General features: G+C 40.4%; 18 protein-coding genes. 7 read left to right on the top strand and 11 right to left on the bottom strand.

The window, feature by feature from the left end; genetic code table 11:
* Positions 1-79: 79 nt before the first annotated feature.
* On the top strand, positions 80-1,555 hold the full coding sequence (locus CAL6303_RS05010) for a SulP family inorganic anion transporter (RefSeq protein WP_015196753.1): 1,476 nt from the start codon (positions 80-82) through the stop codon (positions 1,553-1,555).
* 31 nt (positions 1,556-1,586) lie between these two features.
* Here the strand turns inward: CAL6303_RS05010 and CAL6303_RS05005 are convergent, their stop codons facing one another.
* The 10 genes from CAL6303_RS05005 to CAL6303_RS04960 form a co-directional block, all read right to left on the bottom strand.
* Positions 1,587-3,077, bottom strand: coding sequence for an aminotransferase class I/II-fold pyridoxal phosphate-dependent enzyme (locus CAL6303_RS05005; RefSeq protein WP_015196752.1), 1,491 nt, complete (start codon positions 3,075-3,077; stop codon positions 1,587-1,589).
* A 115-nt stretch (positions 3,078-3,192) separates the two neighbouring features.
* Positions 3,193-3,561, bottom strand: coding sequence for a hypothetical protein (locus CAL6303_RS05000; protein WP_015196751.1), 369 nt, complete (start codon positions 3,559-3,561; stop codon positions 3,193-3,195).
* A 120-nt stretch (positions 3,562-3,681) separates the two neighbouring features.
* Positions 3,682-3,879 (bottom strand): hypothetical protein, encoded by a 198-nt coding sequence (locus tag CAL6303_RS04995; RefSeq protein ID WP_041739123.1) that lies wholly within the window; start codon positions 3,877-3,879, stop codon positions 3,682-3,684.
* A gap of 66 nt (positions 3,880-3,945) precedes the next feature.
* Positions 3,946-4,404 carry a phosphate-starvation-inducible PsiE family protein gene (locus CAL6303_RS04990; protein WP_041739120.1) on the bottom strand — a complete coding sequence of 153 codons (459 nt, stop codon included), beginning with the start codon at positions 4,402-4,404 and terminating at the stop codon, positions 3,946-3,948.
* A gap of 456 nt (positions 4,405-4,860) precedes the next feature.
* A complete protein-coding gene (locus tag CAL6303_RS04985) occupies positions 4,861-7,005 on the bottom strand; it encodes a molybdopterin oxidoreductase family protein (protein WP_015196749.1) in 2,145 nt (714 codons plus the stop codon).
* Between the two features lie 84 nt (positions 7,006-7,089).
* The gene (locus tag CAL6303_RS04980; RefSeq protein WP_015196747.1) at positions 7,090-7,956 is read right to left on the bottom strand and encodes a nitrate ABC transporter ATP-binding protein; all 867 of its coding nucleotides are present in this window, start codon (positions 7,954-7,956) and stop codon (positions 7,090-7,092) included.
* Between the two features lie 118 nt (positions 7,957-8,074).
* A complete protein-coding gene (locus CAL6303_RS04975) occupies positions 8,075-10,075 on the bottom strand; it encodes a nitrate ABC transporter ATP-binding protein (protein WP_015196746.1) in 2,001 nt (666 codons plus the stop codon).
* Between the two features lie 310 nt (positions 10,076-10,385).
* A complete protein-coding gene (ntrB, locus tag CAL6303_RS04970) occupies positions 10,386-11,261 on the bottom strand; it encodes a nitrate ABC transporter permease (protein WP_015196744.1) in 876 nt (291 codons plus the stop codon).
* Between the two features lie 227 nt (positions 11,262-11,488).
* Positions 11,489-12,805 carry a CmpA/NrtA family ABC transporter substrate-binding protein gene (locus CAL6303_RS04965; protein WP_015196743.1) on the bottom strand — a complete coding sequence of 439 codons (1,317 nt, stop codon included), beginning with the start codon at positions 12,803-12,805 and terminating at the stop codon, positions 11,489-11,491.
* Between the two features lie 76 nt (positions 12,806-12,881).
* On the bottom strand, positions 12,882-14,429 hold the full coding sequence (locus CAL6303_RS04960; protein ID WP_015196742.1) for a ferredoxin--nitrite reductase: 1,548 nt from the start codon (positions 14,427-14,429) through the stop codon (positions 12,882-12,884).
* A gap of 317 nt (positions 14,430-14,746) precedes the next feature.
* Here CAL6303_RS04960 and CAL6303_RS04955 point away from each other — a divergent pair, with 317 nt between their 5' ends.
* From CAL6303_RS04955 to CAL6303_RS04930, 6 genes are all read left to right on the top strand, one after another.
* Positions 14,747-15,898: a HEAT repeat domain-containing protein gene (locus tag CAL6303_RS04955; protein WP_015196741.1), complete on the top strand. Its 1,152-nt coding sequence runs from the start codon at positions 14,747-14,749 to the stop codon at positions 15,896-15,898.
* 301 nt (positions 15,899-16,199) lie between these two features.
* On the top strand, positions 16,200-17,144 hold the full coding sequence (locus CAL6303_RS04950; protein ID WP_015196740.1) for a LysR family transcriptional regulator: 945 nt from the start codon (positions 16,200-16,202) through the stop codon (positions 17,142-17,144).
* A 97-nt stretch (positions 17,145-17,241) separates the two neighbouring features.
* Positions 17,242-18,318 (top strand): anthranilate phosphoribosyltransferase family protein, encoded by a 1,077-nt coding sequence (locus CAL6303_RS04945; RefSeq protein WP_015196739.1) that lies wholly within the window; start codon positions 17,242-17,244, stop codon positions 18,316-18,318.
* A gap of 282 nt (positions 18,319-18,600) precedes the next feature.
* Positions 18,601-19,827, top strand: a complete 1,227-nt coding sequence (locus CAL6303_RS04940) for an MFS transporter (protein ID WP_015196738.1) — start codon at positions 18,601-18,603, stop codon at positions 19,825-19,827.
* Between the two features lie 68 nt (positions 19,828-19,895).
* Complete coding sequence (locus tag CAL6303_RS04935; RefSeq protein WP_015196737.1) at positions 19,896-20,426, top strand: NUDIX hydrolase; 531 nt, start codon at positions 19,896-19,898, stop codon at positions 20,424-20,426.
* 52 nt (positions 20,427-20,478) lie between these two features.
* Positions 20,479-20,682 (top strand): hypothetical protein, encoded by a 204-nt coding sequence (locus tag CAL6303_RS04930; protein ID WP_041739116.1) that lies wholly within the window; start codon positions 20,479-20,481, stop codon positions 20,680-20,682.
* Between the two features lie 80 nt (positions 20,683-20,762).
* On the opposite strand, the gene CAL6303_RS04925 is transcribed toward CAL6303_RS04930, so the two are convergent.
* The gene (locus tag CAL6303_RS04925) at positions 20,763-21,590 is read right to left on the bottom strand and encodes an alpha/beta fold hydrolase (RefSeq protein WP_015196735.1); all 828 of its coding nucleotides are present in this window, start codon (positions 21,588-21,590) and stop codon (positions 20,763-20,765) included.
* Positions 21,591-21,941 lie beyond the last annotated feature (351 nt).

Raw genomic sequence — 21,941 nt, 5'->3', positions numbered from 1 at the left:
AAAATTAGCGATCGTATGGCATAATTACTGTGCCAAAATATACTGCAAACACAATATAGCTTGAGACGTTGTAATTTTGATGATTGGAGATAAATTGAATATCGAGACAGTAAAACGGGAATGGTTTTCAAATGTTCGCGCTGATGTTTTAGCTGGTGCGGTGGTAGGACTGGCTTTAATTCCAGAAGCGATCGCGTTTTCAATTATCGCTGGTGTTGATCCCAAAGTTGGTCTATATGCTTCCTTTATTATCGCCGTAATGACTGCTTTTTTAGGGGGCAGACCGGGGTCAATTTCGGCTGCAACCGGGGCAATGGCACTGTTGATGATAGATTTGGTGAAACTGCATGGTTTACAGTTTTTACTAGCTGCAACTTTCATCACGGGGATAATTCAAGTATTATTTGGTATTTTTAAACTAGGTCGTCAGATGAAATACGTACCTAGAGCCGTGATGTTGGGATATATCAACGCTTTGGCAGTGTTGATTTTTATCGCACAGTTACCCCAACTCATAGGTAAACCCATAGAAGTATATATTTTAACAGCTATATCCCTAGCAATTATTTACATTCTCCCCCGGTTTACCAAAGTTGTTCCCTCTCCCTTAGTGACATTAGCGGTGATGACCATCGCTGCGATCGCGCTAAAGTTAAAAGTGCCCACCGTCGGGGATATGGGAGAACTACCCACAGCACCACCCTTATTTGCTCTTCCTCAAGTTCCCTTCACCTGGGAGACTTTACAAATTATTTTGCCCTATTCCTTCACCTTGGCAATTGTGGGTTTATTAGCTTCCTTCCTCACCGCTTCCTTGGTGGATGAACTCACCGATACCCCCAGCGATAAAAACCAAGAAGCCAAAGGTCAAGGTATAGCAAATATTATCACCGCATTTTTTGGGGGAATGGCTGGTTGTGGAATGATTGGACAATCGGTAATTAACATCCAATCGGGGGGTCGAGGACGCTTATCAACCCTTTGTGCGGGGATTTTCCTGCTGTTTGCCATTTTAGCCCTGCAAGATTGGGTCAGACAAATGCCAATGGCTGCCCTCGTTGCCATCATGATTATGGTGTCGATTGGTACATTTCGCTGGTCATCCTTTAGGGATATTCCCCGCATTCCCCGCACTGAAACCCTCGTCATGTTAACCACAATGTTTATGACAATTTTTACCCGTAATTTTGCTTTGGGTGTGGCAATGGGAATCATCATGAGTACGGTGTTTTTTAGCCGAAAAATTGCCAAATTGGTGTTTGTAGATAAAGCACTAAGTGAGGATGGGAGCCATCGCACCTATAAAGTGAGCGGACAAATTTTCTTTTTATCGAAGGAAGAATTTTTAGAATCCTTTGATTTTGGGGAAGTAGTCGATCGCATCACCATTGATTTAACCAATGCTCATTTGTGGGATCAAGGTGCAGTAGCGATACTGGACAGAATTGTCTTGAAATTTCGTCGCAATGGTGCCGATGTGGAATTGGTGGGATTGAATCAAGCCAGTGCCATATTAGTTGAGAAATTAGGAATTCACAATCAAAAAGAGGCTTGATTTTGCGTAGCCACTTAGCCACTTCGTGCTGTTATTTAGAGATGATTCTGATTGTTTCTAAGGTGCTATCTGCTAAACCTGTAATTGTCCCCCCCATTCTTTGAACTGTAATTAAATATTCAATGGCAGATTCGCGGATAATTTCTCCTGGGATTAATATGGGAATTCCTGGTGGATATGGACAAATAGTTTCAGCAGATATATATCCGATACTTTTTGATAATTTAAGAGTTTGAGTAGGGCTAAAAAAGGCTTGGCGAGGTGATATTTTATAATTATTTATTAATGTCTGATGTTGGGGAAGTGCCGTTATGTTAGTAATTTCTAAATTCAGCTTGTTTGTAGTACTAAATTGAGATTTTAATTCATGAAAGCCTTGAATTAGTTGCTCTATATCTGCTAGGCTGTTTCCAATACTAATAATAGATGTGACATTTTTGAGTGATGCGAGTTCACTTCTGATATTAAGTTTTTCTTCTAATATTTCATCAGCACTGAATCCAGTTAAACCTAAACCAGAAACATTCACTGTTAAGCGAGTTTTATCTAAAGCCTGAAAGCCAGATAAATTTTCTTGATTTGGACTTTCTAAAACTGATAAACCGGGAATCTGACTAATTTGCTCTTTTGCCCTATCTGCGAGTTTTAAAGTCTGCGACATGAGACTTTCACCAAACAAAGCCATTTGCTGACGTGCTGCATCCAAAGAAGCCATTAGAATATAACTAGGGCTGGTGGATTGAACTAACTGTAATGCTTTGGATACGCGATCGCTATCCACCAGGATACCTTGTAAATGCAGCATTGATGCTTGGGTCATGGCACCAAGGGTTTTGTGGATCGATTGTACTGTAATATCGGCACCTGCTGCTAAGGCTGATATTGGTAAATCACGGTGGAAAGCGAAGTGTGCGCCGTGTGCTTCATCAACCAATAATGGGATATGATGCTGATGGGCAATTTTAGCGATCGCATTCACGTCTCCACAGACCCCGTAGTAGGTGGGGTAAACCATCATTACTGCTTTGGTGTCGGGATGTGCTTCCAGTGCAGCGGCAATAGCAGCAGCTGTGATACTGTGGGCTATATCGAGAATCGGATCGTACTCAGGTTCAATGAATATGGGGATTGCGCCGGAGAGAATTAACCCAGCGATCGCCGAGGAATGTACATTTCGTGGGAGGATAATCTTATCGCCCATGCCACAGGTGGCTAAAATTGCCGCTTCCACACCACAGGTTGAACCATTCACCAAAAACCAAGTTTTTTCCGCACCAAATATATCTGCGGCAAGTTCCTGTGCTGCTAGGATAGCTCCTTCCGGTGCAAATAAGTTATCTAATTCGGTTAATTCTGGTAAATCAAAGCGGAAAACTGCCTCACCAAAGGTATCTAGCAAAGTTTGAGAAACCCCTGCACCCTTCTTATGTCCTGGAGTGTAGAAAGGTGCATGGAGTTGGTTAGCACATTCGATGAGCGCTTTTACTAGTGGCGTTTCGTGATGCGATCGCTTATTGGTCATTCTGGTATTTAGCGGTACTATTTGAATTACACACCAATACCAAAACCTTGTCTAGATGTTCCGGTGGAACGTTTTTAGCTAAGGTGTATTTACCTGAAAATTTCTGTAATTTAGATTATTCATCATCAGTGATTTCAAAGTCGCTGTTGTTACAAATATTGACACGATGAATTTCTTGATCATCTTCATCTTCCCCCATAACTTTCATATCATATAAACAGTTATTTTCCCGATCTTCAAATCTCAGATTCACTGATTGACCTTGCCAAATAGTTTTATCATGAATATCATCAACCAAGTTTTTTCCCCATTTGTCTTCACCTACGCGTGACATATGAACTTCACGAATTCTAAAGCTACTATGATTGCGTAATTTGATGTGGCACAATTCTGCCAATGCAACCTGTGAACTCAAAGCTGTGGTTGAGATGAATAGTGCCGCGATAGTAGTTTTTTTACCACGGTTGAGCAGAGATTTTCCCATCGTCAGTATGACCTTCTAATAAAATGTTCTATTGTAGATAGAATAACTCTACATAGATTTATAGGAATACAACATAAATTATTCTTTAAATGATTTTAGTTAGTGGCTAACATTTGATAATTAGAAGAGAAGATAGTTATTGATGAGCAATTTTTGAAAAAAGTAGATTTTTTCGAGTTGGCGATGTCCTACTGGTTTGATGTGATGTAAAATTAATTTTTGAGATTTATACATGTCTTCCCAACCCCAGCAGTAACCTACTTCCGAACCCAGAATTAGATCAAACATCTCGTTAGGAAATGCTTCAGGTACGTGCATAATTTAAAATCGTACATGAGGAAGTTGTTGGCAGCACTGAATTGCTTTACTCTAGGGAAAATCTTGTTAATGGGTATTTTTTGAGTTACTAACACGAATAATGAAATAACTAATTGATAAAGCCAGAACTGCTAAACCTAAACCAATAATATCAACTCCTTCAACTTTATCTAAGTCGAGAATAATGATTTTTCTAGCGACGGCAATTAGGGAAGTTACAATCACCAATTCAACTTGGAGAACATGTTTTTTCAAATATCCAGTAATATTTTCGAGTATTTCTAGAGCAATCAATACATTCAAAAATAATCCAAAAACCTTGAATAAAGTTTTATAAAAACCGTCATATTCTGATAAAAATAGCTCTTTAAAAGTGAAATTTACCAGATCAAAAATAGCAACTCCAATTACAAATAGCATACAGATTGCAAGAATCTTGGCTACTACTACCTCGATATTTTCTACAAGATGCGTAAAATTTTCATCTCTAAAAACTTCTCGAAATGATTTGAATGTTCTCCTCATCTGGCATTTCCCCTTATAAAGTAGTAAATCGAGTGTAAAAACACAAAAGAAAAAGAATCTGGATAAGTTAGATTGGCGAAGATAGTCACTTCTGATAACTATTAGCTGGTATTTAGTGAGTCTCTTTTGCTGTTTTGTCATAGCCAAAGCTAGAAAAATTACAATAATTTATCAAGAAATCATTGTTTTAAGGTCAATTCTTTTTGCGTATAAAAATAGTTATTAATTGAGGTAAATCCAGCCAAATACTGTATTTATATAGTTTTTGAATTAGGCTGTCCTATATTTCTCCCTAGCTATTGCTTTTGAAGATATATTATTGGGTACATATTCATTCAAAATTACTATAAATAAGCAAGCAGGAAAATTTATAAGTACAGTAAAATTTGTCTAGGACAAGGCTCCTAAACAACTGAGTTTTGAATTATTGATTAAAAAATTGAGAATAATATCAGCTTAACATTCGGATGGTTCCAATTGATAGCGATTAATCATCAAATTAATACTTACAGGTATTAGGCTAACCGCGCAAGCTTTCAATTCTGGTTGGAAAGAATCGGGACAGGATATGGGATGGGTAAGAGTATTCGCTTCAGCATTATCAGCCCAAAGCGCGCCCCAATGGATAGGTACGAAAACTGTACCGGGAGAAATTGACTTTGTAACCTTTGCGGTGAAGCGGCTGATACCACGACGCGATCGCACTTCAACCAAAGTACCATTTTTAATGTTCAAATCATCGGCATCGCGGGGATGTATCTCAATGAAGGGTTCTGGATACATCTGGGCGATTTTTTCAATTCTTCCGGTGCGGGTTTGGGTGTGCCAATGTCCGTAAACCCTTCCTGTGGTTAGAATGTAGGGAAAATTAGCATCTGCTGGTTCTGCTAACCCCAGGGAATGGGAGGGAATAAAATTAGCCCGTCCATTTGGTGTCGGGAAGTAATGGTTTGTGTAGAGTCTGGGAGAATTTCCCCACTGAATCGCCCTTTCTTGGTGAAGTCGTTCATGACTAATATCACTCATATCACAAATACGACCTTGAGTTAGCTGCACAAACTCACTGTAAACTGCGGCAGAATCAACAAACTGAAATTTATCGCCAAAACCTAGATACTCGGCAACCTCAGCGAAAATTCTCCAATCTGCTTTTCCTTCCCCTACAGGTTCTCGGAATGCCTCACACAGAGTCACAATGCGTTCCGAATTCGTCATTGTCCCAGTTTTTTCCCCCCATTGCGCCGCAGGTAGTAAAACATGGGCAAAAGCTGCGGTTTCCGTGGGGTAATATGCGTCTTGGAGAATAGTGAAGGGTGATTTTTTCAGCGCGGCTTTGGTACGTTCCAAATCTGGTAAACTCACCGCTGGGTTAGTAGCTACAACCCAAAGCAAATTTACATCCCCAGTTTCTAAACCTGTAATAATATCCCAAGCAGTACGTCCATTTTTGGGGTTAATGTTGCCGGGGGGAATTTGCCAGAATTTTTCTACTTCTTGGCGGTCTTCTGGATTAGTAATGAAGCGATATCCAGGTAATAAATGTGACAATCCTCCAACCTCTCTCCCACCCATGGCATTAGGTTGTCCAGTAAGGGAAAATGGTCCCGCCCCAGCTTTGCCAATTTGACCTGTAAGCAGATGTAAATTGATGATGCTGGTGACTTTAGCAGTTCCTTGGGATGATTGATTTACACCCATTGACCACAGGGAAAGGAGATTTTTTGCTTCTCCCCAGTAACGGGCTGCGGTTTCTAGTTCTTCAACGGAAATACCGCAACTTTCAGCAACTTTTTCAGGGGGATAGTGTTGAATTAGTTGAGTAAATTCACTGAAATTATTAGTACATTTTTCAACAAATAGTACATCTGCTTTTCCCCATTCCAACAACAAGAAAGCAATCCCATTGAGGAAATCGATATCACTACCAGGACGAATTGCTAAATGTAAATCAGCAACCGCAGCGGTGGGAGTACAACGAGGATCGACGACAACTAGTTTGACGTGGGGATTTTTTTTGTGATGTTTCTGAAAGCGATTAAAAACAATCGGGTGACACTCGGCAGTATTAGAGCCAATAATAAAGGCACAGTCGGTAATTTCTAGGTCATCATAGCAACAGGGGGGACCATCCGAACCTAGGCTTTGGGTATAACCTTTAACAGCACTAGACATACAGAGACGGGAATTAGAATCAAAATTATTAGTTCCCAAACAGCCTTTCAGCAGCTTTTGAGCTACATAATAATCCTCCGTCTGCATCTGTCCAGAGCCATACATACAAAAAGCATCAGCCCCAAAATTAGTAATTGTGGCTTGAATGCGATCGCTAATCAACTCCAACACCTCCTCCCACGTCACCCGCTGAAATTCTTCATCCAGGGATTCCCGCACCATCGGATACAAAAGTCGATCTTTATCAATAGATTCAGCAATAGTTGCACCCTTAACACACACCATACCAAGGCTTGATGGGTGAGTGCGATCGCCTCTCACTTTAAAGTTAGGAATTTTCGATGTTTCCCCAGGTGTAGAAGTAGATAAAACCTCCAAACCACAACCAACACCACAATAGGGACAAAGAGTTTTAGTAATTTCAGCCACGATATGCAACCCGCAAAATTCCAATAACTGTAGAGACGCGATACATCGCGTCTCTCTTAATTTTGTATTCCACAAAAACACACATTATTCTGCCGCATCATCCTGGGCAAACTTGTTATACAAAAAGTCCAGCGCATAGTTCCGCAACTCGTAGTAAGCTGGATCTTCCATCATTTTGGTGCGATAGCCCTGTATAGACGCATCAGCAGTACGTGGACGATCAAAAGGCATCTCTAAAATTTCGCCAATCTTGGCAGCGGGACCATTTGTCATCATCACCAAACGATCAGCTAAAAATAACGCCTCATCAATATCATGGGTAATCATCAACACCGTAATTTGATAATCACGCCAAATTTTTAATAATTCTTCCTGTAATTCCTCTTTAGTAATCGCATCCAGAGCCCCAAAAGGTTCATCCAAAATTAGAACCTGGGGACGAATAGATAAAGCCCTGGCAATCGCCACCCGCTGCTTCATCCCCCCAGAAATTTGACCAGGTTTTTTATCGGCAGCTTCCAGCAATCCCACCATCTCTAAATGTTCTTTGACAATTGCTCGTTTTTCTGCTTCTAACTTCTTCGGATACACCGCATCAACCGCAGTATAAACATTATCAAAAACCGACATCCACGGCAACAAACAATAATTTTGGAACACCATCATCCGGTCTGGTCCCGGTTCGGTAATCTGTTGATTTTGTAACCTGACTTCTCCCTCAGTCGGAGTATTAAACCCCGAAACCATATTTAGTAAAGTTGATTTGCCACAGCCAGAATGACCAATAACACAAATAAATTCTCCTTCCTTTACTGATAAATTTATCCCGTCTAAAACAACATTGGGACCTTTAGCACTAGGATAGATCTTAGTTAGATTTTCAATTACTAAAAACGGCTCATTTTTAACTGGCATGGATTGAATATTGATACTGGAATTAGTTATTTGCATTGGTATTTTTTTGTTAATAATAACTTTCGACTCTTAAAAATGAGAAAACTCTCAATTATCATGCTGTAGCTTGCGTCTTCGTAAGGAATTTTCTTTTACCCTTGTGAAGTAAATACTCCTAAATAAACGCTTCTTCAACTTGAATCTTATCCTTTATTTCAAAACTATTTAGATATTCAATTGGATCAGAAGCGTTGAAAACCTTACCATCAAACATCAAAATCGGTGTGTCGCGTCCAATATCTAGGAAACCCAATTCACGGGCAGCTTTACCATAGACATCAGTCCGACAAACCCGTTCAAGAATATCCACCCAGTTTTTCGGAAAACTAATCAAACCCCAACGGGCTAACTGAGTCAAAATCCACAGCATTTCACTACGTTCAGGGTAATTACTCTTATTTACATAAAACTGGTTAAACTTATTCAGGAATTTTGCTTCTGTACCGTCACCACGATTATAAGGATCAATAAATCCAGGACGAATAAATCCAGGATCAATACCCAAGTATTCTGGGCGACACATCAATTCAACAATTTCTTCCCGATGGCGTTGATCATCGCAGTATTCACAAGCTGCCAACAGTGCTTTCACTAATGCCAAATGTGTATTTGGGTGCTTTTCTGCCCAATCTTCCCTTACACCCAATACCTTTTCGGGATGCCCTGACCAAATTTCTAAATCAGTAGCAATAACAAAGCCCAATCCTTCACTTACAGTACGGGAATTCCAAGGTTCCCCCGCACAATAACCATCAATGGTACCAGCTTTCAAACTAGTCACCATTTGCACAGGTGGAATAACTGTTAAGTTGACATCCCCATCAGGATTAATTCCCCCAGATGCCAACCAATACCGCAACATCAAGTTTTGCATCGATGCTGGGTGAACAACTCCCAAAGTATGGGAAGTTTCAGAATCTTCACTCAAAGCCAGCTTCAAATCTGCAAGGGTGCGGACACCTCGATTGTAAAACTTATTACTCAAAGTAATAGCGTTACCATTCCGAGAAAGGGTAATTGCACTCACAATTGGCACCGGAGTTTTGCCACCAGCACCCAAAGTTAAAGCCAAAGGCATCCCAGCCACCATTTGGGCTGCATCTAGTCTTCCTGTACCAACACCTCTAGCAATTTCTTTCCAACTTGGTTCCCGACTCAAGTTAACTTCTTCTATCCCGTACTTTGCAAAAAAGCCTTTTTCCTTAGCAACAATTAATGGTGCAGCATCATTAAGGGGAATAAAACCCAAGTCGAGAGTCACCTTTTCTAAACCATTGCGTGATGTACTGTACTCCACCACTGATTTCGAGACTTTAGCCGCTGCTGTCCGTTTTTTGGCTTGTTTTTGCTGATTCAGAAAGTAGATAATTTCATTTCGCATCGCATAGTAACTGGGATGCTTCACAACCTCCAAACGTTGACGAGGACGAGGTAGGGGAACATCCAAAATCTGTCCAATATGTGCCTCTGGTCCATTGGTTAGCATCACAACGCGATCGCTAAGTAGTAAAGCTTCATCTACATCATGTGTCACCATGACACAGGTAAGCTGATTTTCATTGCAGATTTTCATCAGTTGTTCCTGCAAGCTACCCCTGGTTAAAGCATCCAAAGCGCCAAATGGTTCATCAAGTAATAATAACTTGGGACGAATAGCTAAAGCCCGCGCAATGGAAACCCGTTGTTTCATTCCCCCCGATAACTCATTTGGTAGTTTGTGTGCGGCATTGCGGAGACCAACTAAATCAATATGATGTTCAACAATACCTCGACGTTCACCTTTAGGTTGATTTTTGTAGACTTCATCAACAGCCAAAGCAATATTTTCCCGCACCGACAACCAAGGTAATAGTGAATAGTTTTGAAACACCACCATTCTGTCTGGTCCAGGTTCGCGTACTTCTTTTCCTTCTAAGGTGACACCGCCAATTGTGGCACGATCTAAACCAGCAATGATATTTAATAATGTTGATTTACCACAACCTGAGTGACCAATTAGAGAAATAAACTCGCCTTGTTGGATCTTTAATTCAATGTTTTTAAGGGCAATATAAGTTTTGCCATCAGGTAAATTGAAAGTGCGATCTACATGGTCAATTTCAACAAAAGTATTCATAAATTTTAGGATTTATATGTTTAATTTTGGCTGTTATAGTAATTTGAAAAAAGAATACAACACATGGATAAACGCAGCAGTTGGAACCCCACCCCCTAACCCCTACCCCGCTTGCGGGGAGGGGAAACTAAATTCTTGTTCCCTCTCCCCAAGCGGAGAGAACTTGGCGGGAGAATTCTTCTTCCGCCAAAGTTCGGGGAAGGGTAATCAAAGAGAAGCCGCTACGCGCCTATAGGGTGGGGTTCTTGATTAAGAGTGCTACAGAATATATTTTTTCAAAAACTACTTTTTTCAACTTTGTTTCATCTTCCTATTTTTGTTCTGCGGGAACTACTAAACTCGCAACCCAACCAATTAATCTATCAAGGATTAAACCAACTAAACCAATATAAACTAAGGCTAAAACTACCTGACCTAAATCACCACTATTGTAAGCATCCCAAATAAAGAATCCTAATCCACCAGCCCCATCGCTACTACCAGCATTCACCATTTCAGCGGCAACAATTGCCAACCAAGCTAAACCAATCCCAATTCTTAATCCACTGAAAATATAGGGAACAGCCGCAGGAAAGAGAATTTTGAAGAAATATTTGTGTCCACTTAGTTTGAGTACACGGGCAACGTTGCGATAATCTTGGGGGATTTGTTGCACGCCAACTGTGGTATTAATGACGATGGGCCAAACTGAAGTAATAAAAATTACGAAGATAGCTGCTACTTCACTTTTACTAACACTTCCAATGGATGGGACAGCCGACAAAGCTATTGGCAACCATGCTAAAGGAGGAACTGTTCTTAAAATTTGAAAAATTGGGTCTAGGGCTTCAAACATTAATTTGTTTGTCCCTGTTAAAACTCCCAAAGCAATACCAATTGTTGCCGCAAAGAAATAACCATAAGCAACCCTTTGTAAACTTGCAAATAACTGAAAAGCTAAACCTTTGCCGTCATCATCATTGAGGAAGGGATTGAGAAAATATTTTTGAACTTTCGCGTCAGAAATAATTTTGAGAGGGCTAGGAAACTCGGCAGTGGGACTAGAACAAAGTATTTGCCAAATAACTAGAAAAATGAATATGGCAACTAGAGGGGGAATTGCTTTTTGCAATTGTTTAGTAACTTGTGAAGCTAGCTTAGATGTTTGAGTAGCTTTATTCGTGCTTCCAGCTATTCTTAGTGCCATATTTATACTTTAGATTGGTGAGGTTGGCGGGGAAAGCGATTGGTGTGAGAATTTATAAGTAAAATGGCTGTTAAGTATTTGGCTTTTTGGGCGTTGCTGATTTGATGTATGAAAACGATTTTCTGTAATGTAAGAAATCCTTGGAAGAGGCAATATATTGCGTCTCTACATTTTAAATTCATACCGTAATTCAGTAACGCCGCTTTTTGCTAATAACTAATAACTAATTAGGCTTTTTTGATTGTCAAACTCTTCAAATAAGCATCTGTGTCGGCGGGGTCAAATTTCACGCCCAAGATATCTTCTACTCCCCTGGAGTCACTTGTGGGGATTGCGGCAGTTTGGTTAATGGCTTTTGCTGCTTCTTTCCAAAGATCTTCGCGGTTAACTTTATCCACTAGCTTCTTGATGTCAGTATCTGCGGGAAGTTGACCCCAGCGGATATTTTCGGCAATGAACCAAGCATCATGACTCTTGTAGGGGAATGAGGTGTTGTTTTCCCAGAACTTCATTGCTACAGGACTTGCGGCTTCAATTCTACCTGTACCATAGTCGATTTTACCCTTAGAGCGATCGCTTATTGCTGTCGCGTCTACTTTTAGGTACTTACCTGTAGAAATGATTTTTGACATTTCGTCTTTATTTTCGGCTTGATCACACCATATTTGTGCTTCCTGTACTGCCATCAATATTGCTGTTGCGGCTTGAGGATTTTTATCTACCCAATCTGAACGCATTGATAGGGCTTTTTCAGGGTGATCTTTCCACATTTCCCCTGTCACCAGTGCTGTATAACCAATTTGTTCTTGAACGAGTTTACCATTCCAAGGTTCACCAACACAGAATGCATCCATTTTTCCAGATTTCATGCTGGCAACCATTTGTGGTGGGGGAATAACGATGATTTCCACATCTTTTTCAGGATCTATTCCTCCTGCTGATAACCAGGAACGCATCCATAAATCGTGGGTTCCACCGGGAAATGTCACAGCACAGGTAAGTTTTTTGCCACCAGTAATTAGTTGTTTGAGTGGAGAACTATCTTTACCTAGATTGAGTTCCTTGTATTTATTAGAAACTGATATCCCCTGACCATTAGTATTTAAACGTGCCAAAATATACATTGGAAGGGGCTGTTTAGTTTTGGTAATGGCTCCCGCTGTCATTAAGTAAGGCATGGGACTGAGAATATGCGCTCCATCAATACCACCACCTTCAGAACCGAGTTCCAGGTTATCACGGGTTGCCGCCCAGGATGTCTGTTTCACAACCTCAACATCGGTCATACCATATTTCTTAAATAAACCCTTTTCGTAGGCAATAATTAGGGGTGCAGAGTCGGTGAGGGCTATAAATCCTAATTTGGCTTTGGTGGTTTCTAACTTGGAACCATTTGCCACTGGTGCTACTGAAGGAGTTGTTCCACCTGTAGAACTGGAGTTATCTACATTTGAACCATTGGAGGAACAGCCATGTACCAGGAGGGTTCCTGCTGCGGTTGCACCTGCGGTGATAATAAATTTTCTGCGGGAGAGGTTGCTCATTTTTTTAAGTTCTCAGAATAAATTTTGACTGTATGAGATCCCCGACTTCTTCGAGAAGTCGGGGATCTAAGACTTTCTAACTTTTGGGTGTCGCACCAAAGTGTTCTATAAGTAAGTTGTGCAATACAGGCTGCAAGTCTTCACAAGCAATGCCTTTGGTGACACAAGTTCCCAAACGGGCTTCTTTACCGACTTTTCCGCCCATATATATGTCAACTCCTTCCACAGCCTTGCCGTTTTTGCGGACTTTGGTACCCATTAAACCGATATCGGCGACTTGGGGCTGTCCGCAAGAGTTGGGACATCCTGTCCAATGAATACGAACTGGATTGGTAAAATCCAATTCTGCTTCTAAAGCTTTGATTAGCTCTAAAGCTCGATTTTTGGTTTCTATTAGGGCAAAATTACAGAATTGTGCACCTGTGCAAGAAACAAGCGATCGCATTAATGGTTCAGGGACTATTTTAAATTTATTCAGTAGAGGCTCTGTAGTCAATATTGCTAAATTGTCATTGGAAATATTCGGTATAATTACGTTCTGTTCTACTGTGAAGCGAAGTTCACCACTACCATAGACTTCTGCTAAACGTGCTAATTCAAACATACTGTCAGCGTTGAGTCTACCTACCGGAATCTGTAAGCCAACATAGTTGAATCCTGGCTGTTTTTGGGGAAATATTCCCAAATGATCGCGTTTTTCCCAATCTATTTCATCTTTTGCTGCTGCTGGCAGTAAAGATTTTCCGATTTTTGTTTCTACTTGTTGGCGGAATACCTCAATTCCCATTTCGTCAATTAGCCACATCAGGCGAGCTTTTTGCCGATTTGCACGCAAACCATGATCTCGAAATACTTCCAAAATTGCTCGACAGACTGCAACCACTTCTTCTGGTGCAACCCAAACATCCAAAGGAATCGCAGCATCACATCGCTTTGCCGAGAAGAAACCACCAACCAAAATGTTAAATCCAAAAGTTTGGGAAGAATCTTCTTTAAAGGCGGGAATAAAAGCTAAATCGTTGATTTCTGCATGAACTGAATTATCACGTCCACCAGTAATGGCAATATTAAATTTACGTGGCAAATTACTAAATTCGCTGTTTCCTTCTCCATTGTTGGTGATCATGTCTTGGATTTGCTGTACCAATTCGCGGGTATCAAACAACTCCGCAGCATCTAAACCCGCCACCGCATCACCAGTAATATTGCGGACATTATCCATTCCTGACTGGATTGTGGTTAAACCAACTTGTTGAAAGTGACGAAAAATCTCTGGTAAATCTTCAATCCTAATTCCCCGCAATTGAATATTCTGTCGGGTAGTAAGATCCGCGTAACCATCATCTCCATAACGCTGTACTACTTCTGCTAAGACACGCATTTGATGACTATTCAGAATTCCGTTAGGTATCCGCATCCTCATCATGAATTTACCAGGAGTTACTGGGCGAAAAAAGACACCCAGCCACTTGAGGCGATGATCTCTATCTGTTTCATCCATCGCCTCCCAACCCAAAGCTGCAAATTGTTCGATTTCTGCTTTGACAGCAAGTCCATCTTTTTCCGCCTTAAACCGCTCAAATTTATTTAAACTTGTGGCGGTAGTAGTCGCTGCGTTTGTCATGGGGAGTTAGGTAGTAAGAGTTAGGAACTAAAAAATAAAGACTAAGTAACCAAGGGATTTACTTTTGAAATAGAACAGCACTTGATTTTTTTCCTTTGGGTTTTAATCTCTATTTGTTATTCCCTAACTTTGTAGCAATTTACTTTTTCTTAACGTAATGTTGAATTTTTTTTTAAATCGTATAAACGGTTACTAAATCTTAATCACATTGCTAAAAGCGTATTTTCACTATGCAGTTTTTACATCATGACTGAAGAATTTTAAGCAAAAAGTACTTTCTAATTTGAGTGCGATCGCAGTTAATTGGAAATAGGGTAATGAGTATCACCGCATCAATCGCCGCGATTTATATCCAGGAAATGAGAATGAGTATAGAAATAGACAAAAAAATCACCCAGAAATCACTGGAATCAGCGCTGTTACAACTGGAAAATGGAGATTTTCAGCAACGTTGGGAAACCACTAAAGTATTGATTAAACTCGGTAATATTGCCATTCCTTCACTGATTGAGATCCTGAATGACGAAGATGCAGAAGATGAATTGCGATGGTACGCGGCGAAAATTTTGGGTGATTTGAAAGATGCTGAAGCTATTCCCCCATTAATGGAATTACTACAAACCACTGATAACGAAGAATTGCAAGTAATGGCTGCTTCGGCACTGGGGCAAATTGGTGTTGAGGCAATTGCAGCACTTTCTTTGCTACTTGCTGATGATACAACACGTCTAATGGCAGTGCGATCGCTTGCTTATATTCGTCACCCAGAAATCATTACACCTTTATTGAGTGTGGTGGATGATGCTCAAGTAGATATCCGTGTAACTACCATTGAGGCTTTAAGTAGCTTTCATGATCCGCGTGTTGTTTCGGTACTGCTTCGCGCAATTGATGATCAAAATGATGCTGTACGTCTCCAAGCTATATTAGCTTTGGGTTTCCGTCCAGATTTACGGGAACAGCTTGATTTGGTATCAAAATTCAAAGCAAAACTTTATGACTCCAATTCTGAAGTTGCTCATGTAGCAGTGTTATCCTTGTCGCGGATGGGAGGTGACACTGCATCTCAATATCTATATGAATTCATCGCATCCCCACAAACACCAATCAAGTTACAGTTAGAGGCAATTCGCGCGCTAAGTTGGTTGGGAACAATCTCCGCTTTAGAATATCTCCAAAACTTACTCAACAAAGTCCAATCCTTGACGCTATGGCAGCAAATTGTTGTGGTTATTGGCAGGATTCAACAGCCAAACCTGACTGCTAAAGCCTCAGAAATCTTGATGGACATGTTGCGGTTATCTCATCCAGCCATTGAAGCGGGTAGTATCCGCAGTGCGATCGCATTTGCCCTAGGACAGCTTGGTTCTATCCAAGCAATTGAACCCCTACAACAACTAATAACAGATCATGATGACCTTGTACGAATTCATGCGATCGCTTCTTTAAAAAATTTGTCAGCGCAATAGGTATGATATTTTTCGGCTTTGTTTGTCAGTCCTTGTTATTTCGTGCAAATTGCTGTGATTAAGCCCTTTATGATAGCATAGGTAATTAATTTTGCTATCTGTTTTCACCAAGTCAGAGAAACTTCTTCGTCGTCATAACCATGCGATCGCCTAACTAGTAACTTAGGTTATTATTTCTTTCACTGATACTTGGTAAAAAAAAGTTGCTAAAAAGTAACTAGATGTAACAAACCTTACCAAATTCCGAGAAAAAATCCGTTAGTTTAATCACAGCCATCAATGTAATTCAGGCTACAAATAAATGCGCGTAGAGCAGTTACAAGCTTTTCTAGCGATTGCAGAAGCAGGTAGTTTTCAAGGAGCAGCGCGACAATGCGGTGTCACTCAATCTACCGTAAGTCGTCAAATTCAGGCACTAGAAATCCACTTAGGATTGGAATTATTTCATCGTACTAACCAGGCAAAACTGACACTAGCAGGTGAGCGTTTGCTACCAAGAGCGCGGAAAATTTGTCAGGAATGGCAAAGTGCGACGCAAGAAATTTCTGACTTAGTAGCTGGAAGGCAGCCGGAACTATGTATCGCAGCAATTCATTCTCTCTGCTCTTATTACCTGCCACCAGTATTACAAAAATTTTGCCATAACTATCCCGAAGTCCAATTACGGGTAACATCATTAGGAAGCGATCGCGCTCTCAAAGTCCTTAAGGATGGACTGGTAGATTTAGCGATTGTCATGAATAATCGCTTTCTTACCACCAGCCGTGAAATGGTAGTGGAATTGTTATATGAAGAACCCATCGAAATTTTAACCGCAGCTACGCATCCCCTGGCACAATATGAATATGTTCCTTGGTCAGAATTGATTCGTTACCCACAAGTAGTATTTAAAGATGGCTATGGGATGCAACGCCTAGTACAGGATCGATTTGATCGTCTTGAAGCTACACTCCAAGCAGTATTGGAGGTAAACACCCTAGATGCCTTTCGGGGAATAGTACGTCAAGGTGAGCTAATTGCATTATTACCCCACTCAGCCCTAGTTGAAGCCCGAAATGATCCAACTTTAGCTGTACGTTCTTTGGCAACTAACTTGAATGTAGCAGATGGTGCAGCCTTAAATCGTCGTGTTGTCATGGTGACAACAAATGATCGTCTGCAAATCCCCCCAATCCGAGATTTTTGGGAATTAGTAAAGGAGAACATTCCACCTAAGAGTGATTCAATTTTACTTTCAGCAAGTTAAAAAACTCAACTTTAAAAGTGAATAGGAAACTCTTAACCGGGAACAGGGAACAGGAAACGGGGAACAAAGTTGGTAACTGGTAACTGGTAACTGATTTATGAGCAATAAATTTCGAGATTTACTAAAAAAAGTAGGTAGCGGTAATCATACATCACAAAGTTTGAGTCGCAGTGAAGCTGCGGACGCAACCAGAATGATGTTACTAGGTGAAGCAACACCTGCTCAAATTGGTGCATTCATGATTGCTCATCGTATCAAGCGTCCCACAGGTGAAGAATTAGCGGGGATGTTAGATGGTTATGAGGAGTTGGGACCAAAACTTCAACCAATTGCATCCCAACGCCAAGTTATGGTTTTAGGTATACCCTATGATGGTAGAACCCGTACTGCTCCTATAAATATAGTGGTAGCGCTGATGTTAGCAGCAGTGGGACAACCTGTGATCATGCACGGAAGCGATCGCTTACCCACGAAATACGGCTTACCATTAGTAGAAATCTGGCAGGGTTTAGGAGTTGACTGGACTAATTTATCTTTAGAAAGAACCCAAGAAGTGTTTGCTAAAACTGGTATTGGTTTTATCTATACACCTAAGCATTTTCCCTTAATTAATCAGATATGGGAATACCGCGATCAACTTGGTAAACGTCCCCCCTTTGCCACTATGGAATTGATGTGGAAGCCCTATAATGGTGATGCTCACATCGTTTGCGGGTATGTACATCCGCCCACAGAAGGGATGTTTAAAGAAGCATTGAAACTACACGGAGCTACAAAATATACGACTATTAAAGGCTTAGAAGGTAGCACCGATTTACCACGCGATCGCACTGCTATTATAGGTTTAGGAAGTGCCGATGGCAGCATTGAAAGATTACACCTAAGTCCTCGTGAATATGGCTTTTCAACTCAAAATGTCCCCTTGGAAACCACCACAGAATTAATTACAGCCATCGAGGAAATATTAACAGGAAAACCTGGAGAATTAATGCAAACCGCCTTATGGAATGGCGGGTTTTATTTATGGCGTTGTGGGATTTGTTCTGATATTAGTATCGGGATTCGTAAAGCTGAAGAACTACTAATTAGTGAGGCTTTAGTTGCAAAACTCCAACAATTAATTCAGGTAATTGCATCACTTTCTCCTCGTTTTGTTCAGGGTATTGGAGTTTAATAGTAATGGGATGAAAATGGCAGCAGATTTGATGAATATATAGTAGAACATGAAAAGCAAAAAACCCTAGAGAAGTTACGGTGAGATATTTATTTATATTTAAAAGAAATGTAGCCTGCCGTAATCAAAAAATCTACCCTGAGTAAGATTAATCTCCCACTATCGTAGCTATTCAATATTGAAAATCTAGTGAATAATTAAACTCGTGAAAGCAACATGTCATGTTCTACATTATTGCATTTCATTTAAAATCAGCTACATACCTATACAATTATTTCCACAATGAAAACGCAAATTCCACTACAAGTATGGGTACAAGCGATCGCACGGGGACTGTATCAACTTGGTTCCGCATTTCTCATATTTTACACCCCCATCATCTTTGTTAACTATGGAAATTTGACTGCTACAGAAGTCGGATTCGCGGTTGGTGGTGGTGCCGTATCTGGTTTTGCTGGTAATATCCTGGGTGGTATACTTACAGACTCGCCGCGATTTGGGCGCAAGTTAACTTTGTTGATGTCTGCTGGTTGCGCGATCGCGTCTACAACTTTAGCGGTGTTTACAGATAGTTTACCGTTTCTATTAATGGTGAATATCATCTTTGGCATCAGTACGGGTTTGTACTGGACTGCGGCAGATGCTTCTGTTATGGATATAACAACACCTGAACAACGACAAGAAGCTTTCTCTGTATTAGGTGTTGCCGATAATCTGGGTTATGGCATAGGAACGCTAAGTGGGGGACTGTTACTAAAATTACTCCATCCTGTGGAATTGGTATTTGCTGCGGGTGCAGTTGCATTCCTGGGTTTATTTATTCTTTTGGCTGTTGCGATGCAGAAAATCCAACCAGAAGCAAGTAACACTCAACAAATCCAAAAAGGTTGGCAAACAGCTTTAACAGATAAAAGACTAATGATTTATCTGTTGGTGAACACATTATTTATCACCTACATGGCTTTAGTCGGTGGCACATTACCCCTATACTTTGTCAACTTTGCCGGGACATCAGATGCAACTGTTTCTAACTTATTTACCTTTGGTTATGTTGGGTTAGGTGCATTGTTACAGCTTCCTGTCATCAAAGCAGTAAGTAAGCTACGTTATATAACTTCCTTAATGATTTCCATCGGCATTTGGGGTGTTGGTTTCCTTTTGGTTGGGCTATTGAAATATTTGCCCAATTCAGGAGAAGTGTATCAAATTGCCATCTTCGGAGTCTTTGCCATCGCCACCATTATTTACAAACCCACATCTTCAGCTTGGATTTCCCAACTATCCCCACCATCACTACGGGGAGTGTATACTGCGATCGCATATCAATGCTGGGCTATAGGATACGTTATTGGTCCGATTATCGGGGGTTGGGCAATCGATCAAACACCTACAGTTGCAGGGAATACATGGCTATTTATCGCTTTGAGTACCCTTTCTGGGTTAGTGGTATTGCAGCTATTGAATCAGCAAAATTCCACATCCACAGAAAAAATTGTCACTGAAAATTAAGTTTGGTAGAGAAATATAGAGACGCGGCATATCCCCCTCTCCATCCAACTTTACAACACCCCAAAAACATGTCCGATAAAAGGCGTACCCAATCTTATCAAGTAACTGATACCAACTTTCGACTTATAGACATTTCCACACCAATCAACTTTGAACAAGTTACCAGTGTTATCGCTTTTCCCTTCACTAATGACGGTAAATTAGTCACAGTTAAGCTTCAACGCGGATTAGATGTTCCTGGTGGACATGTACAAACAAACGAGACTTCTGTAGAAGCAGTTGCACGTCGAGAAACCTTAGAGGAAGCAGCAGTCACATTAGGAGAAATTTCCATAATAGGAATCATTGAATCAGAATATTTTGGTACAGAACCAGATCAACTTACCTATATTCTTGCTGTCACTGCTTTTGTCGCTGAAATCCACCCATTTACAGCCAATGAAGAAGTTTCTACACGTTTAATTATCACTCCAGAAGCCTTTTTAGAAGAATACGGGATCAATCGACAGAATACTGTTGTCAAAATAATGGCAAATTTGGTTAGTAATGCCCAGGCTTATCTCAAGTTAAAATTATCTACAGAGAACACAGATATTTAAAGCAATCAACAGAACTCACAATCGTCTGTCGGTGATGGAGAGAGGAATCACAATGGAAGTACAAAAAGTTAATTGTCAAGAACAATGCGTCAATGGCTGCATTTTGGGTGATAAATGCCCCAACATAGAATTTAGGGAAGCCGCATCCAATTTTATTGAAGGTACTTCCCTTGATGATATGTTGCAAATTGCGGAAGCTGCACGCATGAAAAAACTTACGGAACCCCCCAAATGGGTTATTCCGGAAGATATTTAACCGCTTTGCATAATTCCGCATACTTTTAGAAGTTGGAGATGTCAGTACTAGTAGTCTGTCAAGATAAAAATGACAGACTACTAATTTTTATTTGCAAAAAGTTGACTTTCTTTGACATCAGGTTCTAAAAAATCTTCTGCTTGAAGAATTTGGAAAAGATTGATATTTTGTTCCAATAAACAAGCATGACCGCTTTGTGGTAGTATCACTGTCTGCGAATTGGGGAATATTTGGGATAAACGCTCAATTTCTGGGATGGAAGGCAAAAGTCGATCCTCAATACTGCCCATAAGTAAAATTGGTTGTCGAAGCCGTCGCAATTTAGCTTCATCAATATCAAACTCCCGCAGCAAGGATAATCGCCACAAAATAGTCTCAGAGGGGATTGAACGAATAGTTTTGAGAAGTTCTTCCCTGTCACTATTTGAAATCTGCGTCAATGCAACTAAAAATGGTAATAAACCCACAGCTGCCACATCATAAATCCAGGGTGGCAGTAAATTCATTAATGGCGATGCCCAAGTATACCACGAACGCAGGCGAAAACTGGAGGCGGGATTGATCAAAATAATTCGTTTAAATATCTCTGGTGCTTGAATTGCGACTTTTTGCGCTAAACAACCTCCAAATGACTCACCGCATAGGTAAACCGAACGTTGAGAATTTTTTCCTAATTCTGTATAGATTAAATCTAAAACATTTCTGCTCAATTCGTCCCAACTTGTTAAGTCTTGACGGGGAATTGCCAGACAACGCACATCGAACCCAGCTTCTAAACCCGCAGTTTGCGATCGCAATAATTGTCCAGTACCATCCATTCCTGGTAAATAGATAAATAATGGATAGTCAGGTTGGATTTTTTTTGTCGTTAAGAAGCACGGCTTCAAGTTTACTTTTGTCAAATTCATTTGTTATTAGTCATCTTGGTGTGAAAATTGTCATATATATCATGGTAAAAAATTTTTGCGACTACGTACTGTTAAATGGCTACTTTTAAATTTTATTTGAGTGCTTGAGCTAGATACAGGAGATTTCTGGTAAATGAGTTATAGAAAGGAAATATAAAGCCCTCAAAACTATAAAGCTTAGTATGACAGGGAAAAGATGCCTCCGAAGTAAAATTATTTTTTGTAAAGCAGTGCTAAACCCCTACAGGATATGCATGTGTTGCAAGAGTTTTTTGAATCGATATCAGCTAATTAGCACTATTCTGGGATTTATTTTCCATGAGGGTGCGATTTGTGTTACAGCTGTACTCA

It is taken from the genome of Calothrix sp. PCC 6303, from assembly GCF_000317435.1.
Lineage (GTDB): Bacteria > Cyanobacteriota > Cyanobacteriia > Cyanobacteriales > Nostocaceae > PCC-6303.
The sequence above is the reverse complement of the archived record's forward strand: the minus strand, read 5'-3'. Positions and strand labels throughout refer to the sequence as shown.